This is a genomic window from Pseudomonas sp. WS 5011 (assembly GCF_012985775.1).
GTDB classification, from domain to species: Bacteria; Pseudomonadota; Gammaproteobacteria; order Pseudomonadales; family Pseudomonadaceae; genus Aquipseudomonas; species Aquipseudomonas peli.
In genome coordinates this window covers 121555-140382 of the sequence record NZ_JAAQXA010000005.1, presented here as the reverse complement: position 1 = coordinate 140382, position 18828 = coordinate 121555, and the positions used below count along the sequence as shown (strand labels likewise).

Annotated in this window: 16 protein-coding genes; 5 read left to right on the top strand and 11 right to left on the bottom strand. The window is 60.2% G+C overall.

The features are described 5' to 3' along the window. Nucleotide 1 precedes the first annotated feature (1 nt). From HBN63_RS07630 to HBN63_RS07590, 9 genes are all read right to left on the bottom strand, one after another. Nucleotides 2-829 (bottom strand): dienelactone hydrolase family protein, encoded by an 828-nt coding sequence (locus HBN63_RS07630; RefSeq protein WP_170048990.1) that lies wholly within the window; start codon nucleotides 827-829, stop codon nucleotides 2-4. 193 nt (nucleotides 830-1022) lie between these two features. Next, nucleotides 1023-3467 (bottom strand): autotransporter domain-containing protein, encoded by a 2445-nt coding sequence (locus HBN63_RS21675; protein ID WP_170048989.1) that lies wholly within the window; start codon nucleotides 3465-3467, stop codon nucleotides 1023-1025. A gap of 207 nt (nucleotides 3468-3674) precedes the next feature. Continuing rightward, on the bottom strand, nucleotides 3675-4493 hold the full coding sequence (locus HBN63_RS07620; RefSeq protein WP_170048988.1) for an NAD(P)-dependent oxidoreductase: 819 nt from the start codon (nucleotides 4491-4493) through the stop codon (nucleotides 3675-3677). Nucleotides 4494-4533: 40 nt separating this feature from the next. Then, entirely contained in the window at nucleotides 4534-6522 is a 1989-nt protein-coding gene (locus HBN63_RS07615; protein ID WP_170048987.1) for an acetyl/propionyl/methylcrotonyl-CoA carboxylase subunit alpha, read from the bottom strand. A 55-nt stretch (nucleotides 6523-6577) separates the two neighbouring features. After that, nucleotides 6578-7378, bottom strand: coding sequence for an enoyl-CoA hydratase-related protein (locus HBN63_RS07610; protein ID WP_170048986.1), 801 nt, complete (start codon nucleotides 7376-7378; stop codon nucleotides 6578-6580). A gap of 10 nt (nucleotides 7379-7388) precedes the next feature. Next, a complete protein-coding gene (gene atuD / locus HBN63_RS07605; RefSeq protein WP_170048985.1) occupies nucleotides 7389-8549 on the bottom strand; it encodes a citronellyl-CoA dehydrogenase in 1161 nt (386 codons plus the stop codon). An 18-nt stretch (nucleotides 8550-8567) separates the two neighbouring features. Then, on the bottom strand, nucleotides 8568-10184 hold the full coding sequence (gene atuC, locus HBN63_RS07600) for a geranyl-CoA carboxylase subunit beta (protein WP_170048984.1): 1617 nt from the start codon (nucleotides 10182-10184) through the stop codon (nucleotides 8568-8570). 4 nt (nucleotides 10185-10188) lie between these two features. Continuing rightward, nucleotides 10189-11058 carry an SDR family oxidoreductase gene (locus HBN63_RS07595; RefSeq protein WP_170048983.1) on the bottom strand — a complete coding sequence of 290 codons (870 nt, stop codon included), beginning with the start codon at nucleotides 11056-11058 and terminating at the stop codon, nucleotides 10189-10191. 2 nt (nucleotides 11059-11060) lie between these two features. Beyond that, nucleotides 11061-12860, bottom strand: coding sequence for an acyclic terpene utilization AtuA family protein (locus tag HBN63_RS07590; protein WP_170048982.1), 1800 nt, complete (start codon nucleotides 12858-12860; stop codon nucleotides 11061-11063). A gap of 242 nt (nucleotides 12861-13102) precedes the next feature. Here HBN63_RS07590 and HBN63_RS07585 point away from each other — a divergent pair, with 242 nt between their 5' ends. From HBN63_RS07585 to HBN63_RS07575, 3 genes are all read left to right on the top strand, one after another. Further along, complete coding sequence (locus HBN63_RS07585; protein WP_179960907.1) at nucleotides 13103-13726, top strand: TetR/AcrR family transcriptional regulator; 624 nt, start codon at nucleotides 13103-13105, stop codon at nucleotides 13724-13726. A 108-nt stretch (nucleotides 13727-13834) separates the two neighbouring features. Next, nucleotides 13835-14620: an ABC transporter substrate-binding protein gene (locus HBN63_RS07580; protein WP_345940475.1), complete on the top strand. Its 786-nt coding sequence runs from the start codon at nucleotides 13835-13837 to the stop codon at nucleotides 14618-14620. Between the two features lie 143 nt (nucleotides 14621-14763). Beyond that, nucleotides 14764-15513 carry an amino acid ABC transporter substrate-binding protein gene (locus HBN63_RS07575; protein ID WP_262498910.1) on the top strand — a complete coding sequence of 250 codons (750 nt, stop codon included), beginning with the start codon at nucleotides 14764-14766 and terminating at the stop codon, nucleotides 15511-15513. Here HBN63_RS07575 and HBN63_RS07570 read toward each other — a convergent pair. Together HBN63_RS07570 and HBN63_RS07565 are read right to left on the bottom strand one after the other, a co-directional pair. Continuing rightward, a complete protein-coding gene (locus HBN63_RS07570) occupies nucleotides 15464-16222 on the bottom strand; it encodes a CPBP family intramembrane glutamic endopeptidase (protein ID WP_170048980.1) in 759 nt (252 codons plus the stop codon). The two genes, HBN63_RS07575 and HBN63_RS07570, sit on opposite strands and share 50 nt — an antisense overlap. 20 nt (nucleotides 16223-16242) lie before the next feature. Next, entirely contained in the window at nucleotides 16243-16410 is a 168-nt protein-coding gene (locus tag HBN63_RS07565) for a DUF2897 family protein (RefSeq protein ID WP_090247932.1), read from the bottom strand. A 183-nt stretch (nucleotides 16411-16593) separates the two neighbouring features. On the opposite strand from HBN63_RS07565, the gene HBN63_RS07560 reads away from it, so the two are divergent. Further along, nucleotides 16594-17898, top strand: a complete 1305-nt coding sequence (locus tag HBN63_RS07560) for an ATP-binding protein (protein WP_170048979.1) — start codon at nucleotides 16594-16596, stop codon at nucleotides 17896-17898. Between the two features lies 1 nt (nucleotide 17899). Continuing rightward, on the top strand, nucleotides 17900-18811 hold the full coding sequence (locus HBN63_RS07555; RefSeq protein WP_170048978.1) for a response regulator: 912 nt from the start codon (nucleotides 17900-17902) through the stop codon (nucleotides 18809-18811). Nucleotides 18812-18828 lie beyond the last annotated feature (17 nt).

The window sequence follows — 18828 nt, the reverse complement described above, 5'->3', positions numbered from 1 at the left end:
ATTACTGGGTGATCATTTGCCACAGCTGTGGCCAATTCTGTGCCCAGCAGCAGTTATGGCTATAACCCGGCAGCACCTTGACCTCGGCACGATGGTTGGATGGGTAATCGGCGACGAAGGCGTTGACCAACGTAGGTGGTATCACCCGATCCTGTTCACCCGCTAGATGGATCTGCTCAACGCTCGCCAAACTCGCGCGAAGCGTGGCCGGGTTAAGCGAGTTATGCAGTGGCGTGACTCGGTGGTGGTCAGTCCAGGCCGCATGGTCAAGATTTCCTGCGACCGTTATCACCCGCGTCACATCCTCACGCCGCGCTGCCAGCAGCAGTGCCAGGGCTCCGCCGCCGGAATAACCGACCAGCACCAGACGCTGTGCGGCGGCCTGTGCTTTCAATTGGTCTGCGGCCAGGTCAAGGCTGTGTACCACCTCTTCGGCGAAGCGAGCGTCAGTCCAATAACGTTTCTGGCAGGGCGATCGTTCTGCCTCCAGATACTGACAGGGTCTTCCCAGGTAGGCGGCATTGCCGCTTGGCTGTGCCAGAGCCAGGCGTAATGCGATGGGGTCGAGTGGCGTTGGGTCGCTTGAGGGGCGGCGAGAATTGAGCCAGGCAAAGCCGTCACCTTCCAGATAGATCGTCAACTCTTCGTTTTGAGTTGGTGTTACATAGGCCTGCAGGCGAAAGATCCCCGCTTGCAGTTGCAGCGCCTGCCAATGCTGCTCTTGTGCTAGTGCGGAGGCTTGCTGGCGACGCGCTTCAGGGCTGGGCACGGAGGCGCAGGCTGCGAGTAGTGTTGTGCCGAGCAACAGCAGGAGGTGACTTCGGCGCATATAGGGATGAAATCCTTATCTAGCGTGCATCGCGCGCAAGTCAGATAGGCCGCGCAATAGCTGACTTTCAATCGGTGGTATGGATTGTCGTGCCATTTCTGTTATCGATATTTCGAGGCAATTGAGTATGCCTGGCTTATAAGCGCAAAGGCCGCGACTTGAGTCGTGGCCTTTTGCATTCACACGGAGCCCTTTAGAACGCCCAGCGCGCCTTGAGCGAAGCGCCCTGGTTGGTGAAGTCGCTGCGCGTTTCGGCATCGTAGCGCAGGCTGACTTCAGTGCCTCCGGCCAGGGTATGGGTCAGACCCAGGCCGGCGCGGGCTAGCCAGGGCTCAATATCCATACCCGGGGTTCTGAAAGCCGCGCCCGGTGCACCGGCGTAGGTTGAGGTGATAGCACTGTCTTCGTCGATCACGTCATAGCCGGCACCAATATTGGCGCTCATTACAGTGGCTTCACTCAGGCTGTAGTTGAGTTTACCGTCGATGCTAAGCAGCAGCTCCTCGCTGTCGTTGCTGTCGACATCCAGATTGAGAGCTCCAGCGCCTTTCTCATGGTAGGAATCGGTGCTGATCCAGGTGTAGTCGGCGCGCGCGGAAGGCACGAAGGTCAGTTGTTCGGAAAGGCGTATGTTGTGACCAATGCCGAGCCCAGCATGAATGTTGTAGCCGTCGTAGTCGGCCTTGGCGGTGGCGTCGGCGAAGGGCATATGGCGCTTGCCGTCGGTGCGATTCTGGCCAGCATCAAGCTGGAAGTTCAGTTCGGTGTCAGCGCTTAGGGCATAGCTGCCGTAGCCAATCAGCTGGAAGGTATCGATCTGTGCATCCTGAGGAGCAATGCGTGAGTTGTTGTCCAGATCCGTCTGCGCGTAGGCGAAGGCCAGGCCGAGGCGGGCGAACTCAGACACCGCAGTATCGGCACCGATAACCAGTCCTTTGGTATTTGCGTCGTAACCGGAGATACCGCTCCGCTCTTCTTGTTCGGCCCAGGAGCCGAAGGTTTTGACCCACAGGTTCCCCTCGGTAATGGCGTCACCTGAGGAAAGGCCACTGTTGTTGTCCTGATGCGCTTGAACCACTCGGTTGATGCCTGCAAGGGTACTGCTGGTGGCATTGCTGGCATTGCCGGCGGCGGTGGGCAGGGTGGAGGTGACGGCGTCGGAAACTTCCTGTTCGCTGGTCAGACCGACGAAATTGGATGCCAACTCACCATTTGGATCTGCGCCCAGCACATTGTCGAGTACTTGGGCTGCGCCTTGTGCTGGGTTGTTGCCAGTGCTGATGACGCTGTCCAGCACGCTGGCGGCTTTGGTTAGAGTCAGGTCGACGGTGTTGCCGTCTTTCACAGCGCCGAAGTTGAACAGCAGCGAGTTGTCGCTGACGCTGAAGGTGCCGTCACTGTTAAGGGTCGTGGCACTGAGCACGTCCTGCAGGCTCGTTGCATTGAAACTGTAGCTGGGGTTGCTGACATCAACGGCGATCTTGGCGTTGCTCGCCAGAGTGGCACTGCCGTCGACCACCAGCTTGCCGTAGGTGCTGTCGCTGGCTACGCCGATCTGTAGCCTACCGCTCGCAGCTTGGGTGTAGTCGCCATGGACGGTACCGGTAGCTCCAGCGGCCAGACTAAGGGTGCCTGCGTTGCTAAAACCGTTGAATGTCGAAAGGCCTTCACTCAAAAAAAGACTGCTGCTGGTTCCTGCGCCCATCTTGAGTGTGGCACCACTCTCGATGACGAAACGGTCCACGCTAATGGCATGTTCAGTGCTGAAAACTGCACCTGATTTGAGCGTGAGGATGCTGCTTTCAGCCATAACATCGCCCACAAGACGTGCGCTATCACCAGTTATGTTGAGAGCTGAGATACCACTAGGGCTTTGATCTCTAATGGCATATTCCGTGCCGGATATGGTGCCGCTGTTATTGAGTGTGCCGATCGCCCCGCCCACAAGTTCAATGCCGACCAGACTGCCATTAATGGTGCCGCTATTGCTGATCGAACTGATGACTGCATCGGGATCAAGGCCAATACCGACACCATTGATACCTGTGCCGTTAATGGAACCGCTGTTTTCGAGTTCGCCGAGAGTCGTATCCCCTGTCGCAAAGATACCGATTCCGCCTGTGATGGTGCCCGCGTTGCTGATTTTATCGACGGCTAACGTGTATTGGAAAGCATCCAGGGTGATGCCCGCGACGCTGCCCTGAATGAGAGCTCCAGCCAGGTTGTTTAAGCTTTCGCCGCTTTCCGCGCCTTCCCCTGCGCGCAACAGAATAGCGGAGCCATCCTCATAATCGCTGCCGCCTGTATTGATGATGCTGCCAGCGTTGCTGATCGTGCCAAAGCTGTCAAAGCTGAACACGGCTGGATCGCCATTTACGTTAATGCTGCCGCTATTGGTAACGCTCAGGCTGCCGTTGGTGGGTAAGTTGCACCGTGCAGTTTCTGCAGTGCTGATGGTTGTACTGGCCCCAGGGCAGGAAAACACAACAGCTTGCGCGCCAGTTGTCAGCAAGCTGAGGCCAACACCTGCGAGAATTTGCCCGCCGCCACTGCGTTTGCCACGAGCACTGGCGTGTTCATCGACCACCACAAAGGCATTGCGGACGTGGTTCCATACGATACGGAAGGCTTGATTCATGGTTTCCCCTGAGATGCCAGGCCAGAGCCAGGCGAGCAATACGACACGTTTTATGTGTGCGGTATAGCAGGGGACGGCCATGTCGTTGCTCCCTGCATACGGCGTGTGATGGCATTGTGCCTGATTTAATTTGTACGTGGGTACTAGCTCAGGCTTGCTCTCCACCCCATGTCGTTTGGATGGCGGTAAATGGTAGGGGAAGGGCGGCTAGTCGATAAACAGGTCGGTCATCAGTTTGCCGGCCGGGTCATAGCGGTACTGCTTGAAGTCGCTCTGGCCCTGCTCACGGAGGATTTCCTCGTCGATCAGCAGGCGCCCGCTGATGCTGCGTTCGCTGCTGGACAGGATGGCATGGGCGGCATCGGCCATGATCGCCGGCAGGCGTGCGGCCTTCATAACCGCCGGGCCGCCGGCCTCGAACTCGATGGCGGCGGTGGCGATCACCGTCTTCGGCCACAGCGAGTTGACGCTGATGCCGTACTTCTTGAATTCTTCATGCATGCCCAAGGTCAGCATGCTCATGCCGTACTTGGTGGTGGTGTAGGGGCCATAGTTGGCGAACCACTTGGGGTCGAGGTTAAGCGGCGGCGACAGGCTGAGAATATGGCCCTTGCTCTGCTTCAAGTACGGCAATGCGGCCTGGCTGCAGACCATCACTGCGCGTGTGTTGATCTGGAACATCAGGTCGAAACGCTTGGTTTCGAGTTTCTCTACACCCACCAGCTTGATGGCGCCGGCGTTGTTGATCAGCGCGTCGATGCCGCCAAAGTGCTCGGCTGCCTGGGCCATGGCGGCTTTTACCGCGTTTTCGTCACGCACATCCACTTGCAGGGCCAGGGCCTTGCCGCCCACTTCCTCGACTTCGGCGGCCACCGAGTGGATGGTGCCGGGCAGCTTGGTATGGGGCTCAGCGCTTTTTGCCGCAATCACGATATTGGCCCCCTCACGCGCAGCGCGCAGGGCGATTTCACGGCCGATGCCGCGGCTGGCGCCGGTGATAAACAGGGTTTTGCCTTGCAGTGACATAATGCGTGCTCCGTGTCTTGTTGTTATATGGGCGAGGGCATCAGGCTTCGCTGGCTTCGATTTCCACCAGCAGCTGGCGGTTCTTCACCTGATCGCCACGGCTGACGCCAATCCGCCGTACCACACCGTCGATGCTGGCCTTGAGCGGGTGTTCCATCTTCATCGCTTCCAGCACCACCAGCAGTTGGCCTTTGCTGACGCTGGCGCCTTCTTCCACCAGAACCTCGACAATCGCCCCATCCATCGGCGCCTTGACGCTGCCCGAGCCGGCGCCGGCGGCGCTGCTGACCGGCAGGTGGGTGATATCGGTGAGCTGCAGATTGCCGTTGTGGCCGTACAGCCAGAGGTTTTCGCCGGCTAGGTGATAGGCCAGACGCTGGCGAATGCCGTCCAGCTCCAGGGTGGCCCAACGACCGTCGCTGGCCAGCAGCTTAAGGCTGACCTGCTGTTCGCCAATCGTGGCCAGCAGGCTGGGCTGTGGGCCGTCGCCCAGCACTTGCAGCTCCACGGTAAATGCCTGTTCGCCCTGCTTGAGCAGAAAGCGCCATGGCGCGCTGCCAGCATTGCGCCAGCCGGAGAGGCCCGGTTGGTGCGCGCGGGCAGTTGCCGATTGCTGGAACAGCAGGGCGGCTGCGGCGGCCAGTTCGCTGGCTTTGGGCGGCTGCGGGCTTAGGCTTGGGTCGCTGGCGAAATGCTCGGCGATAAACGCGGTGGTGGCATTGCCGGCGGCAAACTCGGGGTGGCTGAGCAGGTTGGCGAGAAAGCGCTGGTTGCCGTTGACGCCCAGCAGCACGCAATCCTCAACCGCACGCACCAGCTTGCGCCGCGCTTCTTCGCGGGTGGCGCCATAGGCGATGACCTTGGCCAGCATCGGGTCGTAGAACGGCGTAATCGCTTGGCCTTCGACCAGGCCGTGGTCGATGCGAATGCCATCGCGTAGCGCCGGCTCCCAGCGCAGGGCGGTGCCGGTTTGCGGCAGGAAATTCTGCGTGGCGTCTTCGGCGTACAGGCGCACTTCCATGGCGTGGCCGGTAAGGCGAATCTCGTCTTGCTTAAGCGGTAGCGGCTGGCCTTCGGCGACGCGAATCTGCCAGGCTACCAGGTCCTGGCCGGTGATCAGTTCGGTGACCGGATGCTCCACCTGTAGACGGGTGTTCATTTCCAGAAAGAAGAACTCGCCGCTCTGATCGAGGAGAAATTCCACGGTGCCGGCGCCGACGTAGTTCACTGATGCCGCAGCCTTCACCGCCGCCTCGCCCATGGCCTGGCGCAGCTCGGGTGTCATCACCGGGCAGGGCGCTTCCTCGACCACTTTCTGGTGGCGACGCTGCACCGAGCAGTCGCGCTCGCCGAGATAAACGATGCTGCCGTGCTGATCGCCGAACACCTGGATTTCCACATGGCGTGGCTGAATTACCGCGCGCTCGAGAATCAGCTCGCCGGAGCCGAAGGCATTCTGCGCCTCGGAGCGGGCGGTACGAATCTGCGCCAGCAGCTCGCTGGATTCGTGTACCAGACGCATGCCACGGCCACCGCCGCCAGCACTGGCCTTGATCATCAGTGGGTAGCCAATACGCCCGGCCTCGCGGCTCAGGGTTTCGTCGTCTTGGGCAGCGCCCTCAAAACCGGGAATGCACGGCACGCCTGCTTCAAGCATGGCGATTTTCGACAGGCGCTTGCTGCCCATCAGGTGGATGGCTTCCACGGTCGGGCCGATAAACACGATGCCGGCCGCCTCACAGGCGCGGGCGAAGTCCGCATTCTCGGAGAGAAAGCCGTAGCCAGGGTGGATCGCGTCGGCCCCGGTTTTTTGCGCTGCCTTGATAATGTTGTCGATGACGAGATAGGACTGGTTGACCTGGGCTGGGCCGATGCACACAGCTTCATCGGCTTCCTGCACATGGCGTGCACCGGCGTCGGCTTCTGAGTAGACGGCCACGGTGCGGTAGCCGAGGTCCTGGGCGGTGCGCATCACCCGGCAGGCGATTTCCCCACGGTTGGCGATCAGGATTTTGTTAAAGGCGGGCATCTGTGTGCTCCTGCTGGGGTCGTAAATCTGGCAATCAGGTCATGTTGTAGTGGGCTTATTCAGCAGCCCACTTAGGCGCACGTTTCTGCATAAAGGCCATGGTGCCCTCGATACCTTCGGCGCCGGTTACCGCTGCGGCAAACTGTTCGGCGGCGCGGTCCAGTAACGGGCCAAGGGCTTCGTGTTCGGCGGCCAGTAGCAGGGCTTTGGTCTGGGCATTGGCCTGGGGCGCGCATTGGCGCACCTGGCTAAGTACCTGGTGCAAACGGGCGTCGACGGCTTCGCTATCGGCTTCGCTGAAATGCACCAGACCCAGGCGTTCGGCCTCGCTGCCATTGAAGCGGGCGGCAGTAAGGGCCAGACGGCGGGTCTGGGTCAGGCCGATGCGCCGCACCACAAAGGGTGCGATCTGCGCCGGGAGAATGCCCAGGGTGGTTTCCGGCAGGCCGAACTTGGCGTCCTGCTGGCAGATGGCGATATCCGAGACGCAGGCCAGGCCGAAACCGCCGCCGAGCACTGCGCCTTCGAGCACGGCGATCAGCACCTGCGGCGTGTTTTGCGCTTCTTCCAGCAAGCTGCCGAAGGCGCGATTAAGGCTGCGGTAGGCATCGCCACCGGCCGCTCTGGCACCGGCCATATCCTTGATATCGCCACCGGCGCAGAAATGCCCACCGGCACCGCGCAGGACAATGGCACGCACGCGAGGGTCTACGCGCAGGCTTTCCAGCACCGCGCGCAATTCGCTGACCATGGCCAGGCTCATGGCGTTGCGGCTGTCCGGGCGGTTGAGGGTGATGTGCAGCACACCGGCGTCGAGGCTTAGCAGCAGGGTTTCGCAGTTCGGTAGAGCGGCCATGGTCGCGTCCTCAGCCTTTCTTCTTGCCAGGCAGAATGCCCATCAGCTTGCAGATAATGCCCAGCATGATTTCGTCGGCGCCGCCGCCGATGCTCACCAGGCGTACGTCGCGGTAGGCGCGGGCCACCGGGTTTTCCCACATGTAGCCCATGCCGCCCCAGTACTGCAGGCAGCTGTCGGTGACTTCACGACCTAGGCGGCCGGCCTTGAGCTTGGCCATCGAGGCCAGGTTAGTTACATCGCGGCCGCGCACGTATTGCTCAGTGGCCTGGTAGACCAGGGCGCGCAGGCATTCGATTTCGGTCTGCAACTCGGCCATGCGGAAGTGGATGACCTGGTTGTCGATCAGCGCATTGCCGAAAGTTTTGCGCTCTTTGCAGTAATCGATGGTGGCGTTGATGCAGTGTTCCAGGCCCTTGATCATGTTGGCCGCGCCGAACAGGCGCTCTTCTTGGAACTGCAGCATCTGCATCATGAAGCCTGCGCCTTCGTGGCCGATGCGATTGCGCTGCGGCACGCGTACGTTGTCGAAGAACACCTGAGCGGTCTCCGAACTGCGCATGCCGAGTTTGTCCAGATGCGGGCTGAGGGTGATGCCTGGGGTGTTCATAGGCACCATGATCAGCGATTTATTGACGTGCGGTTTGTCGTCGCTGGTATTGGCCAACAGGCAGATAAAGTCAGCGGACGGGGAGTTGGTGATCCACATCTTGCTGCCGTTGATCACATAGTCACTGCCGTCTTTCTTGGCAGTGGTTTTCAGCCCGGCGACATCCGAGCCGGCGCCGACTTCGGAAACGCCGATACAGCCGACCATCTCGCCGGTAATTGCCGGTTTGAGGAATTCTTCGCGCAGCTCATCGGAGCCGAAGCGTGCCAGGGCTGGGGTGCACATATCGGTCTGCACGCCTATGGACATCGGAATGCCGCCGCAGATGATGGTGCCGAATTCTTCGGCCGCGACGATCGAGTAGCTGTAGTCCAGGCCCATGCCGCCGAATTTCTCCGGTTTGGAGATGCCCAGCAGGCCGAGGTCGCCGGCTTTCTTGAAAATATCGTGGATCGGGAAGCGGCCGTCCTTTTCCCATTGCTCGACGTGCGGGTTGATTTCCTTGTCGACAAAGTTACGGACCGTGCGGCGCAGCTCTTCGTGTTCTTGGGTGAAGATCATGTCTTGTTCTCCGAAAAGTTACAGGCGGGCTACGCCAAAGGTGTTTGATTTGAGCGGGCGAACAGCGGCTTCGGCACAGATATCCAGCAGGTAGCCGAGCAGCTTGCGCGTATCGCGCGGGTCGATCAGGCCGTCGTCCCACAGGCTGGCGGTGCCATAGAGCGCGGTGGACTGACTGTCGAGTTTTTGCGCAGTGACTTGCTCGAGCATGTCGAGCATCTTCGGATCGGCTTCCTTGCCTTCCTTAGCGTGCTTGTCCTCAGTGACGATGCGCAGCACCTTGCCGGCCTGGGCGCCGCCCATTACCGCGGTTTTGCTGTTGGGCCAGGCGAAGATAAAGCGCGGGTCCAGACCACGGCCGCACATGGCGTAGTTGCCGGCCCCATACGAGCCACCAACGACGATGGTCAGTTTCGGCACGGTGGCGTTGGCCACGGCCTGGATCATCTTCGAGCCGTGCTTGATCACGCCGAGCTGTTCCGACTCGGTGCCGACCATAAAGCCGGTGGTGTTGTGGAAGAACAGGATCGGTGTGTTGCTCTGCTCGCACAGCTGGATAAACTGCGCCGCCTTGGCCGCACCTTGTGGGGTGATCGGGCCGTTGTTGCCGATAAAGCCGCAGGGCTGGCCTTCGATCTGCAAGTGGCCGCAGACGGTTTGGTTGTCGAATTCGTTCTTGAAGTCGAGAAAGGCCGAACCGTCGGCGATACGGGCGATAATTTCGCGTACGTCGTAGGGTTTCTTGGCGTCTGCCGGCACCAAACCGAGCAACTCTTCGACCGGGTACAGCGGCTCGCTGTAGGCCTTGGCTGGGCGCGCCGGTAGTTGGGCATTCCACGGCAGCATGGCGAGAATTTCGCGGGCGATGCGCACGCCATCGGCGTCATTTTCCGCCAGGTATTCGGCGGTGCCGGCGACCTGGGCGTGCATCTCGGCGCCGCCCAGTTGCTCATCGGTGGCGATTTCGCCGGTGGCAGCTTTCAACAAGGGCGGGCCGGCAAGGAACATCTTGGCCTTGCCGCGTACCACTACCACGTAATCCGACAGCCCTGGCTGATAGGCCCCACCAGCAGTGCTGGAACCGTGCACCACGGTGATTTGCGGCAAACCCATGGCTGACATGCGCGCCTGGTTGGCAAAGCCGCGTGCGCCTTCGACGAAGATATCGGCGGCGTAGTTGAGGTTGGCGCCGCCGCTTTCGGTCAGCGCCACCACCGGCAGTTTGTTCTCGAAGGCGATTTGCTGCAGGCGCAGGGTCTTTTTCAGCCCGGTAGGGGAGATGGTACCGCCCTTGATCGCGCTATTGCTGGCAGTGACCAGGCAGCGCACGCCGGCGATATAGCCGATGCCGGAAATAATCCCGCCGCCGGCCTGGGTGCCGTCTTTGTCGTCATGCAACTTGTAGCCAGCCAGCGACGACAGTTCAAGAAAGGGCGCGCCGGGGTCGAGCAGCAGGTTAAGGCGCTCACGCGGCAGCAACTGGCCGCGCTTTTCAAATTTGGCTTTGGCCTCGGCAGCCTTGTTCAGGCAGTTCTGTTCGATCTGGCGAAAGCTGTCGACGGCAGCGAGCATGACTTCGCGGTTCTTGGCGAACTCCTCGCCATGCACGTCAATTTCGGAGTGGATAACCGGCATGGCGTTACTCCTCGCCCTTGAGTACGTCAGGCACGTAGGCCCGATGGAAGCCGTTATAGGTTTCGCTGTTCTTCGCCTTGCCCAGGGTCCAGGCACGGGTGCCCTGGCTTGCGGCGCCGTCGATGCGGATGGTATTGCCGCTGATGAAATTGGCGCCTGGCGTGAGCAGGAAGACGATGGCGGCGGCCACTTCCGATTCGCTGCCAATGCGTTGCAGCGGTACGTGATCCTTGAGCGAGCGGATCATGTTCTTCATCGATTCTGGGTAGGTGTCCATGCCGCTTGAGGCGATCCAGCCCGGTGCCACGGCGTTCACCCGCACCCCGGCGTGGCCCCATTCGTAGGCGGCGGTCTTGGTGAAGTTCTCCATCCCGGCGCGCGCGGCGCCGGAGTGGCCCATGCCGGGCATGCCGCCCCACATATCGGCGAGCATATTGACGATGCTGCCGCCATGTTTGCTCATGCTCTGCAGAAAGACTTCCTTGGCGATCAGAAAACCGCCGACCAGGTTGGTGCGCACCACGGTCTCGAAGCCTTTCTGATTGATGCCGATCAGCGGCGCAGGGAACTGGCCGCCAGCGTTGTTGACCAGGTGATGGATCTGCCCGCGCTCGGCGACCACGGTTTTGACCATGGCTTTGACCGCTTCTTCATCACGGATATCGCAGACCTGAAAGCTGGCGCTGCCGCCGTCTTCGATGATCTCGCCGCAGGTGGCTTCGAGCTTTTCCAACTTGCGCCCGACCAGCACCACATGGGCACCCAGGTTCGCCAGTTCATGGGCGGTACAACGGCCAATGCCGCTGCCGCCACCGGTTACCATGATGGTCTGGCCGCTAAAGAGGCCGGGTTTAAACACCGAGTCGTAGCTCATTGTTATTGTCCTTGTTCGAGGCTAGCGGCCAGCGCCTTGGGCACCGGTATCGGGAATTCCAGCAACTGTTGGGCGAAGGCCTTGCCTTGCGGGTCGATGCGCAAGGAGGCTACGCCGCCGCCGCCCAGGGCGTTCTCCAGCAGGAAGTTCAGGCTATGGCTGCCGGGCAGATACCAGCGGCTAACCTTGCCGTTTTGCGGGTCGAGCGCGTGCTGCATCCATTCGGCCACGGCTCCCTCGGTTAGCGCAGCGGCGATCCAGGCCAAGTAATCGGGCTTTCTGGCCATTACACCAATATTGCTGTGGTTGCCCTTGTCGCCAGAGCGCGCTACAGCCAACTTGATCAGCGGTACGCAGGCGTCGGCCTGGCCGCTTGGCTGCGGGGCGGCGATATCGGCAGCAATCTGCGCGCTGTCCAGCACCGTGATCTGCGGCAGTGCGACCGGTGTGCGTTCGCCGTTCAGTTCCACTTCCATGGCGCAGGCGCCTTTGTCAGTGAGAAAGCTGAACAGGCGGATTACCGGGTAAACCGTAGGGCGACCACCGACGATGCCGGTCAGTCCCGGTGCCATGCCGGTGGCTGCCTGGGCGATTTCGCGGGAGAACAGGATCAGCGCTTCTTTCTTGGCATGGCGCACGGCGATCTTGATCACGATCTCGCGGGTGTCGGTGCGCTGGCCACGCGGGCCGTAGGTGGCTTCGGAACCCAGCAGCTCGATGCTGACTTCCTTGTAAGGCCCCCAGCCGCGCTCGACGAACATTTCTTCGGTCTTGTTGATGATCGCCTGGCTGACCCGCTGGGCTTTCTTTACCGCATCGATACCAGCCATCAAGCAGCTGGCGGTACAACGGAAACCGTCCGGGTGGGTGGCGCTGACTTTGTACTGATCAGTTGGCGGCAGGCCGCGCGCGCCTTTCAGCTGCACACGGTTGTCGCCGACCTGGCTCAATTGCACCTGGGTGAAATCGCAGAGCACATCAGGCAGGTAATAGGCCCTTGGGTCGCCGATTTCATAGAGCATCTGCTCGCCCACGGTAAAAGGCGTGACCAAGCCGCCGGAACCTTCCGGCTTGGTCACGACAAAACTGCCGTCGGCTGCCACTTCCACCACGGGGAAACCGATATGTTCGTAGTCCGGCACGCTTTCCCAGTCGGTGAAGTTGCCGCCGGTGCACTGCGCGCCGCATTCGATGATATGCCCGGCCAGTGCGGCCTGAGCGAGATGGTCGTAGTCGCTCCAGCGCCAACCGAATTCATGCACCAGCGCGGCGCTGACCACGGCGCTGTCGACCACGCGGCCGGTGATGACGATATCTGCACCCAGCTTTAGGGCTTCGACAATGCCGGGCGCGCCCAGGTAAGCGTTGACCGAGACGCAGAAGGGGGGCAGTGGTGCGCCGCTGAACATTTCCACGGTGCCAGCCTTGGCCAGCTCACCGAGCTTGGGTTGCAGGTTGTCGCCGTGCAGTACGGCAATCTTCAGGTTGACCCCGGCTTGCTCACAGGCAGCGGCCAGGGCAGCAGCGCAGGCGCTTGGGTTGACGCCGCCAGCGTTGCTGATCACGCGGATGTTCTTCGCGGCGATCTCGCCTAGCAGCGGTGTCAGCACTTCAACAAAGTCGCGGGCGTAGCCTTCATCCGGCTTCTTCATCCGCGCGCCAGCCATGATCGACATGGTCACTTCGGCCAGGTAGTCGAATACCAGGTAGTCCAGTTCGGTGCCCTGTACCAGCTGGGCGGCGGCGGTGCTGGTGTCGCCCCAGAAGGCGGAAGCGCAGCCGATGCGTACGGTTTTAGTCATTGGAATAGGTCCGCAACACATGAATAAGGTGAATCGAAGGCTACCAAGCAAGCGCTTGGTTGAAAAGCCCTGGGGCGAATCTTTCTAACCTAAAGTGTGGCCAAGCGCTTGCTTGGGTGGCTGGCGCAGCATAAATTTCACTAATAACGACAAGCACTTGGGTAAACCAGCTGAGAGCCAGCGTGCAATTGCAGGCTGGGCCGCTTGGCCCGAGGCATAAAGAGAGTTGGAGAGTACTTAGCGTGGATGATCAACAAGCGCAGGCGGTAATGCAGCAACTGGTGGCCAGCGGACAGATCACCGATCCGGACAGCGCACGTGGCAAGCTGCTGCAAACCGCAGCACACCTGTTTCGCAGCAAGGGTTATGAACGCACCACGGTGCGTGATCTGGCCAGTGCCGTGGGCATTCAGTCCGGCAGCATCTTTCATCACTTCAAGAGTAAGGACGAGATCCTGCGTTCGGTGATGGAAGAAACCATCCGCTACAACACCGCGTTGATGCAGGCTTCGCTGGCCGAAGCGACGGACCTGCGCGGCCGCGTGCTGGCGCTGATTCGCTGCGAGTTGCAATCGATCATGGGCGGCACCGGTGAGGCCATGGCGGTGCTGGTGTACGAATGGCGTTCGCTGTCAGAGCCAGGCCAGGCCTTTATTCTGGAGCTGCGCGATAACTATGAGCAGCTTTGGCTGCAGGTGTTGGGCGAGGCAAAGGCGGCCGGTTACTTCAAAGCTGACCCGTTTATTCTGCGGCGCCTGCTGACGGGTGCGCTGAGTTGGACCACAACCTGGTTCCGTCCTGAAGGCCCCATGACTCTTGATCAACTGGCCGAAGAGGCCCTGTCGCTGGTACTAAAGGACGCTTGAGGAAATTCAGCTACGCTACATGGCCTATTGATAGTATTTTGGCGCCAATGGATTACTGGTGTCTTAGGTCACGGAAGAAGTCGCTGCGTTTTTTCTGAGGTTCGCTGTGTGGCCGCGTTGTTACGGTGGGTACTGCTCGGATTGATGTTTTCTGCGGTGTGCGCTGTGCAGGCCGCAGAAGATGTACGAGTGGGGGCCTACCATTTCCCGCCTTATGTGATTAAACCCGAAAGCGAGCGCCCTGGTGGGCTGTTGCCCGAATTGCTGCAGGCACTCAATCAGATGCAAAGCGACTACCGCTTCAGCCTGGTCGCGACCTCAGCCATGCGGCGTTATCGCGATCTGCAAAGTGGTCGTTTCGACCTGATGCTGTTCGAGTCCCCAGTTTGGGGCTGGCAGGATACCCCGCACACTGCGCTGGACCTGCGTGTCGAAGATGCCGAAGTCTATGTGGCACGTCGGCAGCCAGGTCGTGATGAGCATTATTTCGACGAGTTCGCGGGTAAACGGATGGCCCTGTACAGCGGCTATCACTATGGTTTTGCCGGTTTTAACTCGGACAAACAGTTTTTAACCCATGCATTCAACGCGGTGTTGACCTATTCCCACGACAGTAATCTGATCATGCTGCTGCGCGGTCGCGCCGATGTCGCCGTCGTGACACGTTCATACCTACGCACGTATCAGCAGCTCTACCCTGAGCAAAGCAGCGCATTGCTGGTTTCCCAGCGAGTCGATCAGATATACCAGCACCAAGCACTCTTCCGTCCGGAGTCGACGATAGAGCCACACACTTTTGCCCTGCTGCTTGAGCAACTCAACCGTGATAAACAGCTGGATAAGTTGCTTAATCGCTACCATCTGCGTGACGCATCAGCACTTATAAATGACTGAAAACGCTCTGTTCGGTCAGATTTTCCTGGGGTAGGCTGCGGATACTCAAAAAATAAGGAAGTTGTCGTCAAATGGGGTTCTTAGGACGCAGAGTAATCAGAGTGCTGGGCACGGGTTTGGCGTTGTTGCTCGCCGGGCCACTTATGGCCGCGCAGGAAGTGCGCGTGGCCTCTGTGTACTTCCCACCTTATGTGTTCAAAGCCGAGCAGACGCGCTCCACCGGCTTGCTCGAAGAGTTGGTCGTGGCACTGAATCAGGCCCAAACGGATTTCCACTTTGTCATGGTGCCAACCGCGGTTAAGCGGCGCTTTCGTGATTTCAAGCAGCAGCGTATCGACCTGGCGATTTTCGAGAACCCCGGTTGGGGCTGGCAGAACGTCCCACATGTTGCCTTGGACATGGGGCTGGAAGACTCTGAAGTGTTTGTCGCCCGCGTAAAGGCGAAACGTGGTCAAGACTATTTTGACTCGCTCAAAGACAAGCGCTTGGCCCTCTATCATGGCTATCACTATGCCTTTGCCGGCTTTGATTCCTCGCCTGAACACCTGACCAAGACCTTTAACGCCACCTTGACCCATTCCCACGAAAGCAATCTGTTGATGGTATTGCACGAACGGGCGGAGATCGCCCTGGTCACGCGCTCCTACATTGGGGATTTTCTGGAGCGTAATCGGCAATATGCAGGGCAGTTGTTAATTTCCGAGCGTGCCGACCAGCGCTATCGCCATCACGTGCTGTTACGCCCGCAGTCGCCGATCACGCCTGAGCAGTTTGTGGCGCTGTATGAGCCGCTGCGCGATAGCGGCCAGTTGGAAGCGATTTTTAGCCGCTATCAGGTTGCGGTCATGCCGCGCGCAACGGATAGCTCAGCAGCAGCAGGTGCAGCACATTAACTGCACCATGCAGGGCGATGGCCAGGCTGATGCGTCCGCTGAAGTGAAAAATCAACCCATAGCCCAGTCCGGCGACCCCGGCGACCACAGCGAATAAAGGACTGAAGGGCAGGTGCACCGCGGCAAACAGCAGCGTCGTTAGGCCGATCCCCGCCCAGGCACCGAGCCAACTGACCAGGTGGCGCTGCAACAAGCCGCGAAACAGTAATTCTTCGGCCAGCACGGCCACTCCCAGGTTGACCGCCAACCACAGCCAAAGCCCGTCTGGCCATTTCGGCTGCCAGCCCACCAAGCCTAGCGCCAACGCCATCAGCGGTACACCGAGCAACGTCAGTGCGGCGGTGAGCCAGACGTTTTTGGACAGTGGCTTGCTCGGCGTTTTCTGCCCCAGCCACCAGGCCAGCAGCGTGACACCGACCAGCAACTTGTCCCAGGACAGGCGCAGTACGTATGGCGCGGCATCGACGCTGAGTTGGCGTGGCGACCATAACGGTGTGGCGCTAAAGCCTGGAACGAGGTGTGCGGCAAAGGCGATGCAGGCCAGCAGGCTCAGTCCGGTCCACAGTGCTGGGTGTAGGTGCTTTTCGGCATACAACAGCCATGCACCGAGTGCGGCTCCAGCGGCCAACCCCGCCAGGTGGATATAACCCAGGGCAAACCCACTTGCCAGGCACAGGGCGGGGAGCAGCAGGCGCAGATGCAGTGGCATGAAACATCCTTGTGAGGGGGTTAGCGCTGGTCAGCGTCCTTGGCTGCCTGTTCGCGTTCACGCTGGTGAATCTTTGTCAGCTGTTCCTCGCTCAAGGGCAGTGGTTTGGCGGTGCGCAGCAGCACCATCAAGCCGCCCACGATGGAGCCCAATACCAGAAGTATGAACAGCCAGATATACCAGGTCATAACACCATCCTTGCAGAGTTGAGCAGCCACCATAGCGCGCGGCAGTCGGTAATTAAACGGCAACAGCGTTTCGAAGGGAGGCGCGCAAGGCTCTGGCGTGCGGGGTTAAATGTGATGACTGTCACATGGCGGCAACTTGGCGCTGGTTGAATGGCGGCTTTCCAACGCACAGGGAGTCTGCCCATGACCACTGCCAGCGCGCTCACGCGCTTGCTCAAGCCGGTTACGCCGTTGGCTGCAGACATGAGCATCGCCGATGTGGCGGATCGTCTTCTGACGCCGGAGCTCAAAGCTTTTCTCTCGCTGCCCATTGTAGATAGCGCCGGCCGGCCACTGGGCCTGGTCAGTCGCACCACCTTGCAGGACATCTTTATGCAGCGCTTCGGTCGCGATTTGCGCGGCCGTCACGCGGTGCAAGAGGTGATGAATGCGGCACCGCTGGTGGTCAGCTTGGAGACTAGTTTGGAGGATGCGGCCAAGCAGATCACCGGGCAGTTGCAGTACCCGATTACTGAGGACTTTATCCTGGTCGACGCCCAAGGCCTGTATCGCGGTCTGGGCACTGTGCTCGATCTGCTCAAGGCCATGGAGGCGCGCATCGCCCAGCGCAATTTGGTGCTGCGCAAGGCGCTTGTTGAGCTCAAGGAATCGCAGGCTCAACTGGTACAGTCAGAAAAGATGGCATCCCTGGGGCAGATGGTCGCCGGCGTCGCCCACGAGCTGAATACCCCGCTGGGTTATGTGAAAAACAATGTGCAGCTACTGCGCGAACTGAGTGCGCCGCTGTTTGAACTGGCCGAGGCGCAGGCTGCTCTGGGCGATTGCCTGAACGATCCGACCTGTGATGAGGCACACATGGCCATGGCCCTGGAGGTTGCCGCCGAAGCCCGCACTAAAGCTGCTCCGGAACTGCTGTTGGAGGATTTTACCCAGCTGTTCAGCGACACCCTCTATGGCCTGGAGCAGATTGCCGAGCTGGTGGTCGGGCTGAAGGATTTCGCCCGCCTGGACCGCGCCATGAGCGAGGAGGTCGATCTCAATGAGTGCATCCGCAGCGCCTTGGTGATTGCCCGTAACGGCATCAAGGACAAGGCCGAAACCATCTTGCAATTGGGTGAACTGCCACGCATTCCCTGTGCGCCGTCGCAGATCAACCAGGTGCTGCTCAACCTGCTCAACAACGCCGCCCAGGCCATCGACGGCTTCGGTCAGATCCTGGTGAAAACCTGGGCCGACGACAGTGCCGTGTGCCTTTCCGTGCAGGATTCCGGTCGTGGTATGCCACCTGAAGTGCTGGCGCGCATCTTCGATCCGTTCTTTACCACCAAACCGGTGGGCCAGGGCACCGGCCTGGGGCTATCGATCAGCTACAAGATCATCCAGGACCACGGCGGGCAGATCCGCGCAGCGTCCGAGCCTGGGCGCGGTACGCGCTTTCTGATCCGCCTGCCGCGCCCGCAGGCGCTTCCACTACAACGGAGTGCCTGATATGAGTGAGCCGATTCGTATTCTGTTTGTTGATGATGAAGAGCGCATTCTGCGCAGCCTGGCCCTGCAGTTTCGCCGTGAATATGAAGTGCTGACCGAGAGCAACCCGCGTCGCGCCCTGGAGCGGCTGAAAAGCGAGAATGTGCAGATCATCGTCAGCGACCAGCGCATGCCACAGATGAGCGGTGCCGAGCTGCTGGCCCAGGCGCGTGAGATTGCCCCCGATACCCTGCGCATTCTGCTGACCGGCTATTCAGACCTGGATGCCGCCGTAGAGGCGCTCAATAGTGGCGGTATCTTCCGTTACCTGACCAAGCCCTGGGATCAGCAGGAAATGGCCTTCACCCTGCGCCAGGCCGCGCAGATTGCTGCACGCCAGTTGCAGGCACCGAAAGTCTCGGCAGTCATACCGCCGGCGGCGCTCAATGTGCTGCTCCTGGATGAGGATGCGTCGACTCTGGATGTGGTGGCCGAGTTCTGCGTGGCCGGCGGTCATCGTCTGCTGCGCGCGGCTTCGCTGAGCGACGCCGTGATGCTGCTTAACAGCCAGCCGATTGATCTGCTGGTCAGTGACCTGCAAGTGGCTGGAGAAGACACTGCACCACTGTTGAAAAGCCTAGCCCAGGCCCATCCACGTCTGCTCAGCCTGGTGGTTACGCCGTTCTGCGATACCCAGGCGCTGCTCAAATTGATCAACGAAGCGCAGATTTTCCGTTACCTGCCCAAGCCGATTCGTCGCGGGCTGTTCGACAAGGGCTTGTTGGCAGCGGCCGAACAGGCGCAGATCTGGCGCGCACAGCCGGCGCAGGTCGTCACCCGCCTGGCGCAGCAGCCGCGTGAAGAGCGGGATCGGGAGAAGGTTGGCAGTTTGCTCGGCATGCTCGGGCGTTTGCGTGAACGCCTGATTGCCTGATTGGATCAGAGATTGTT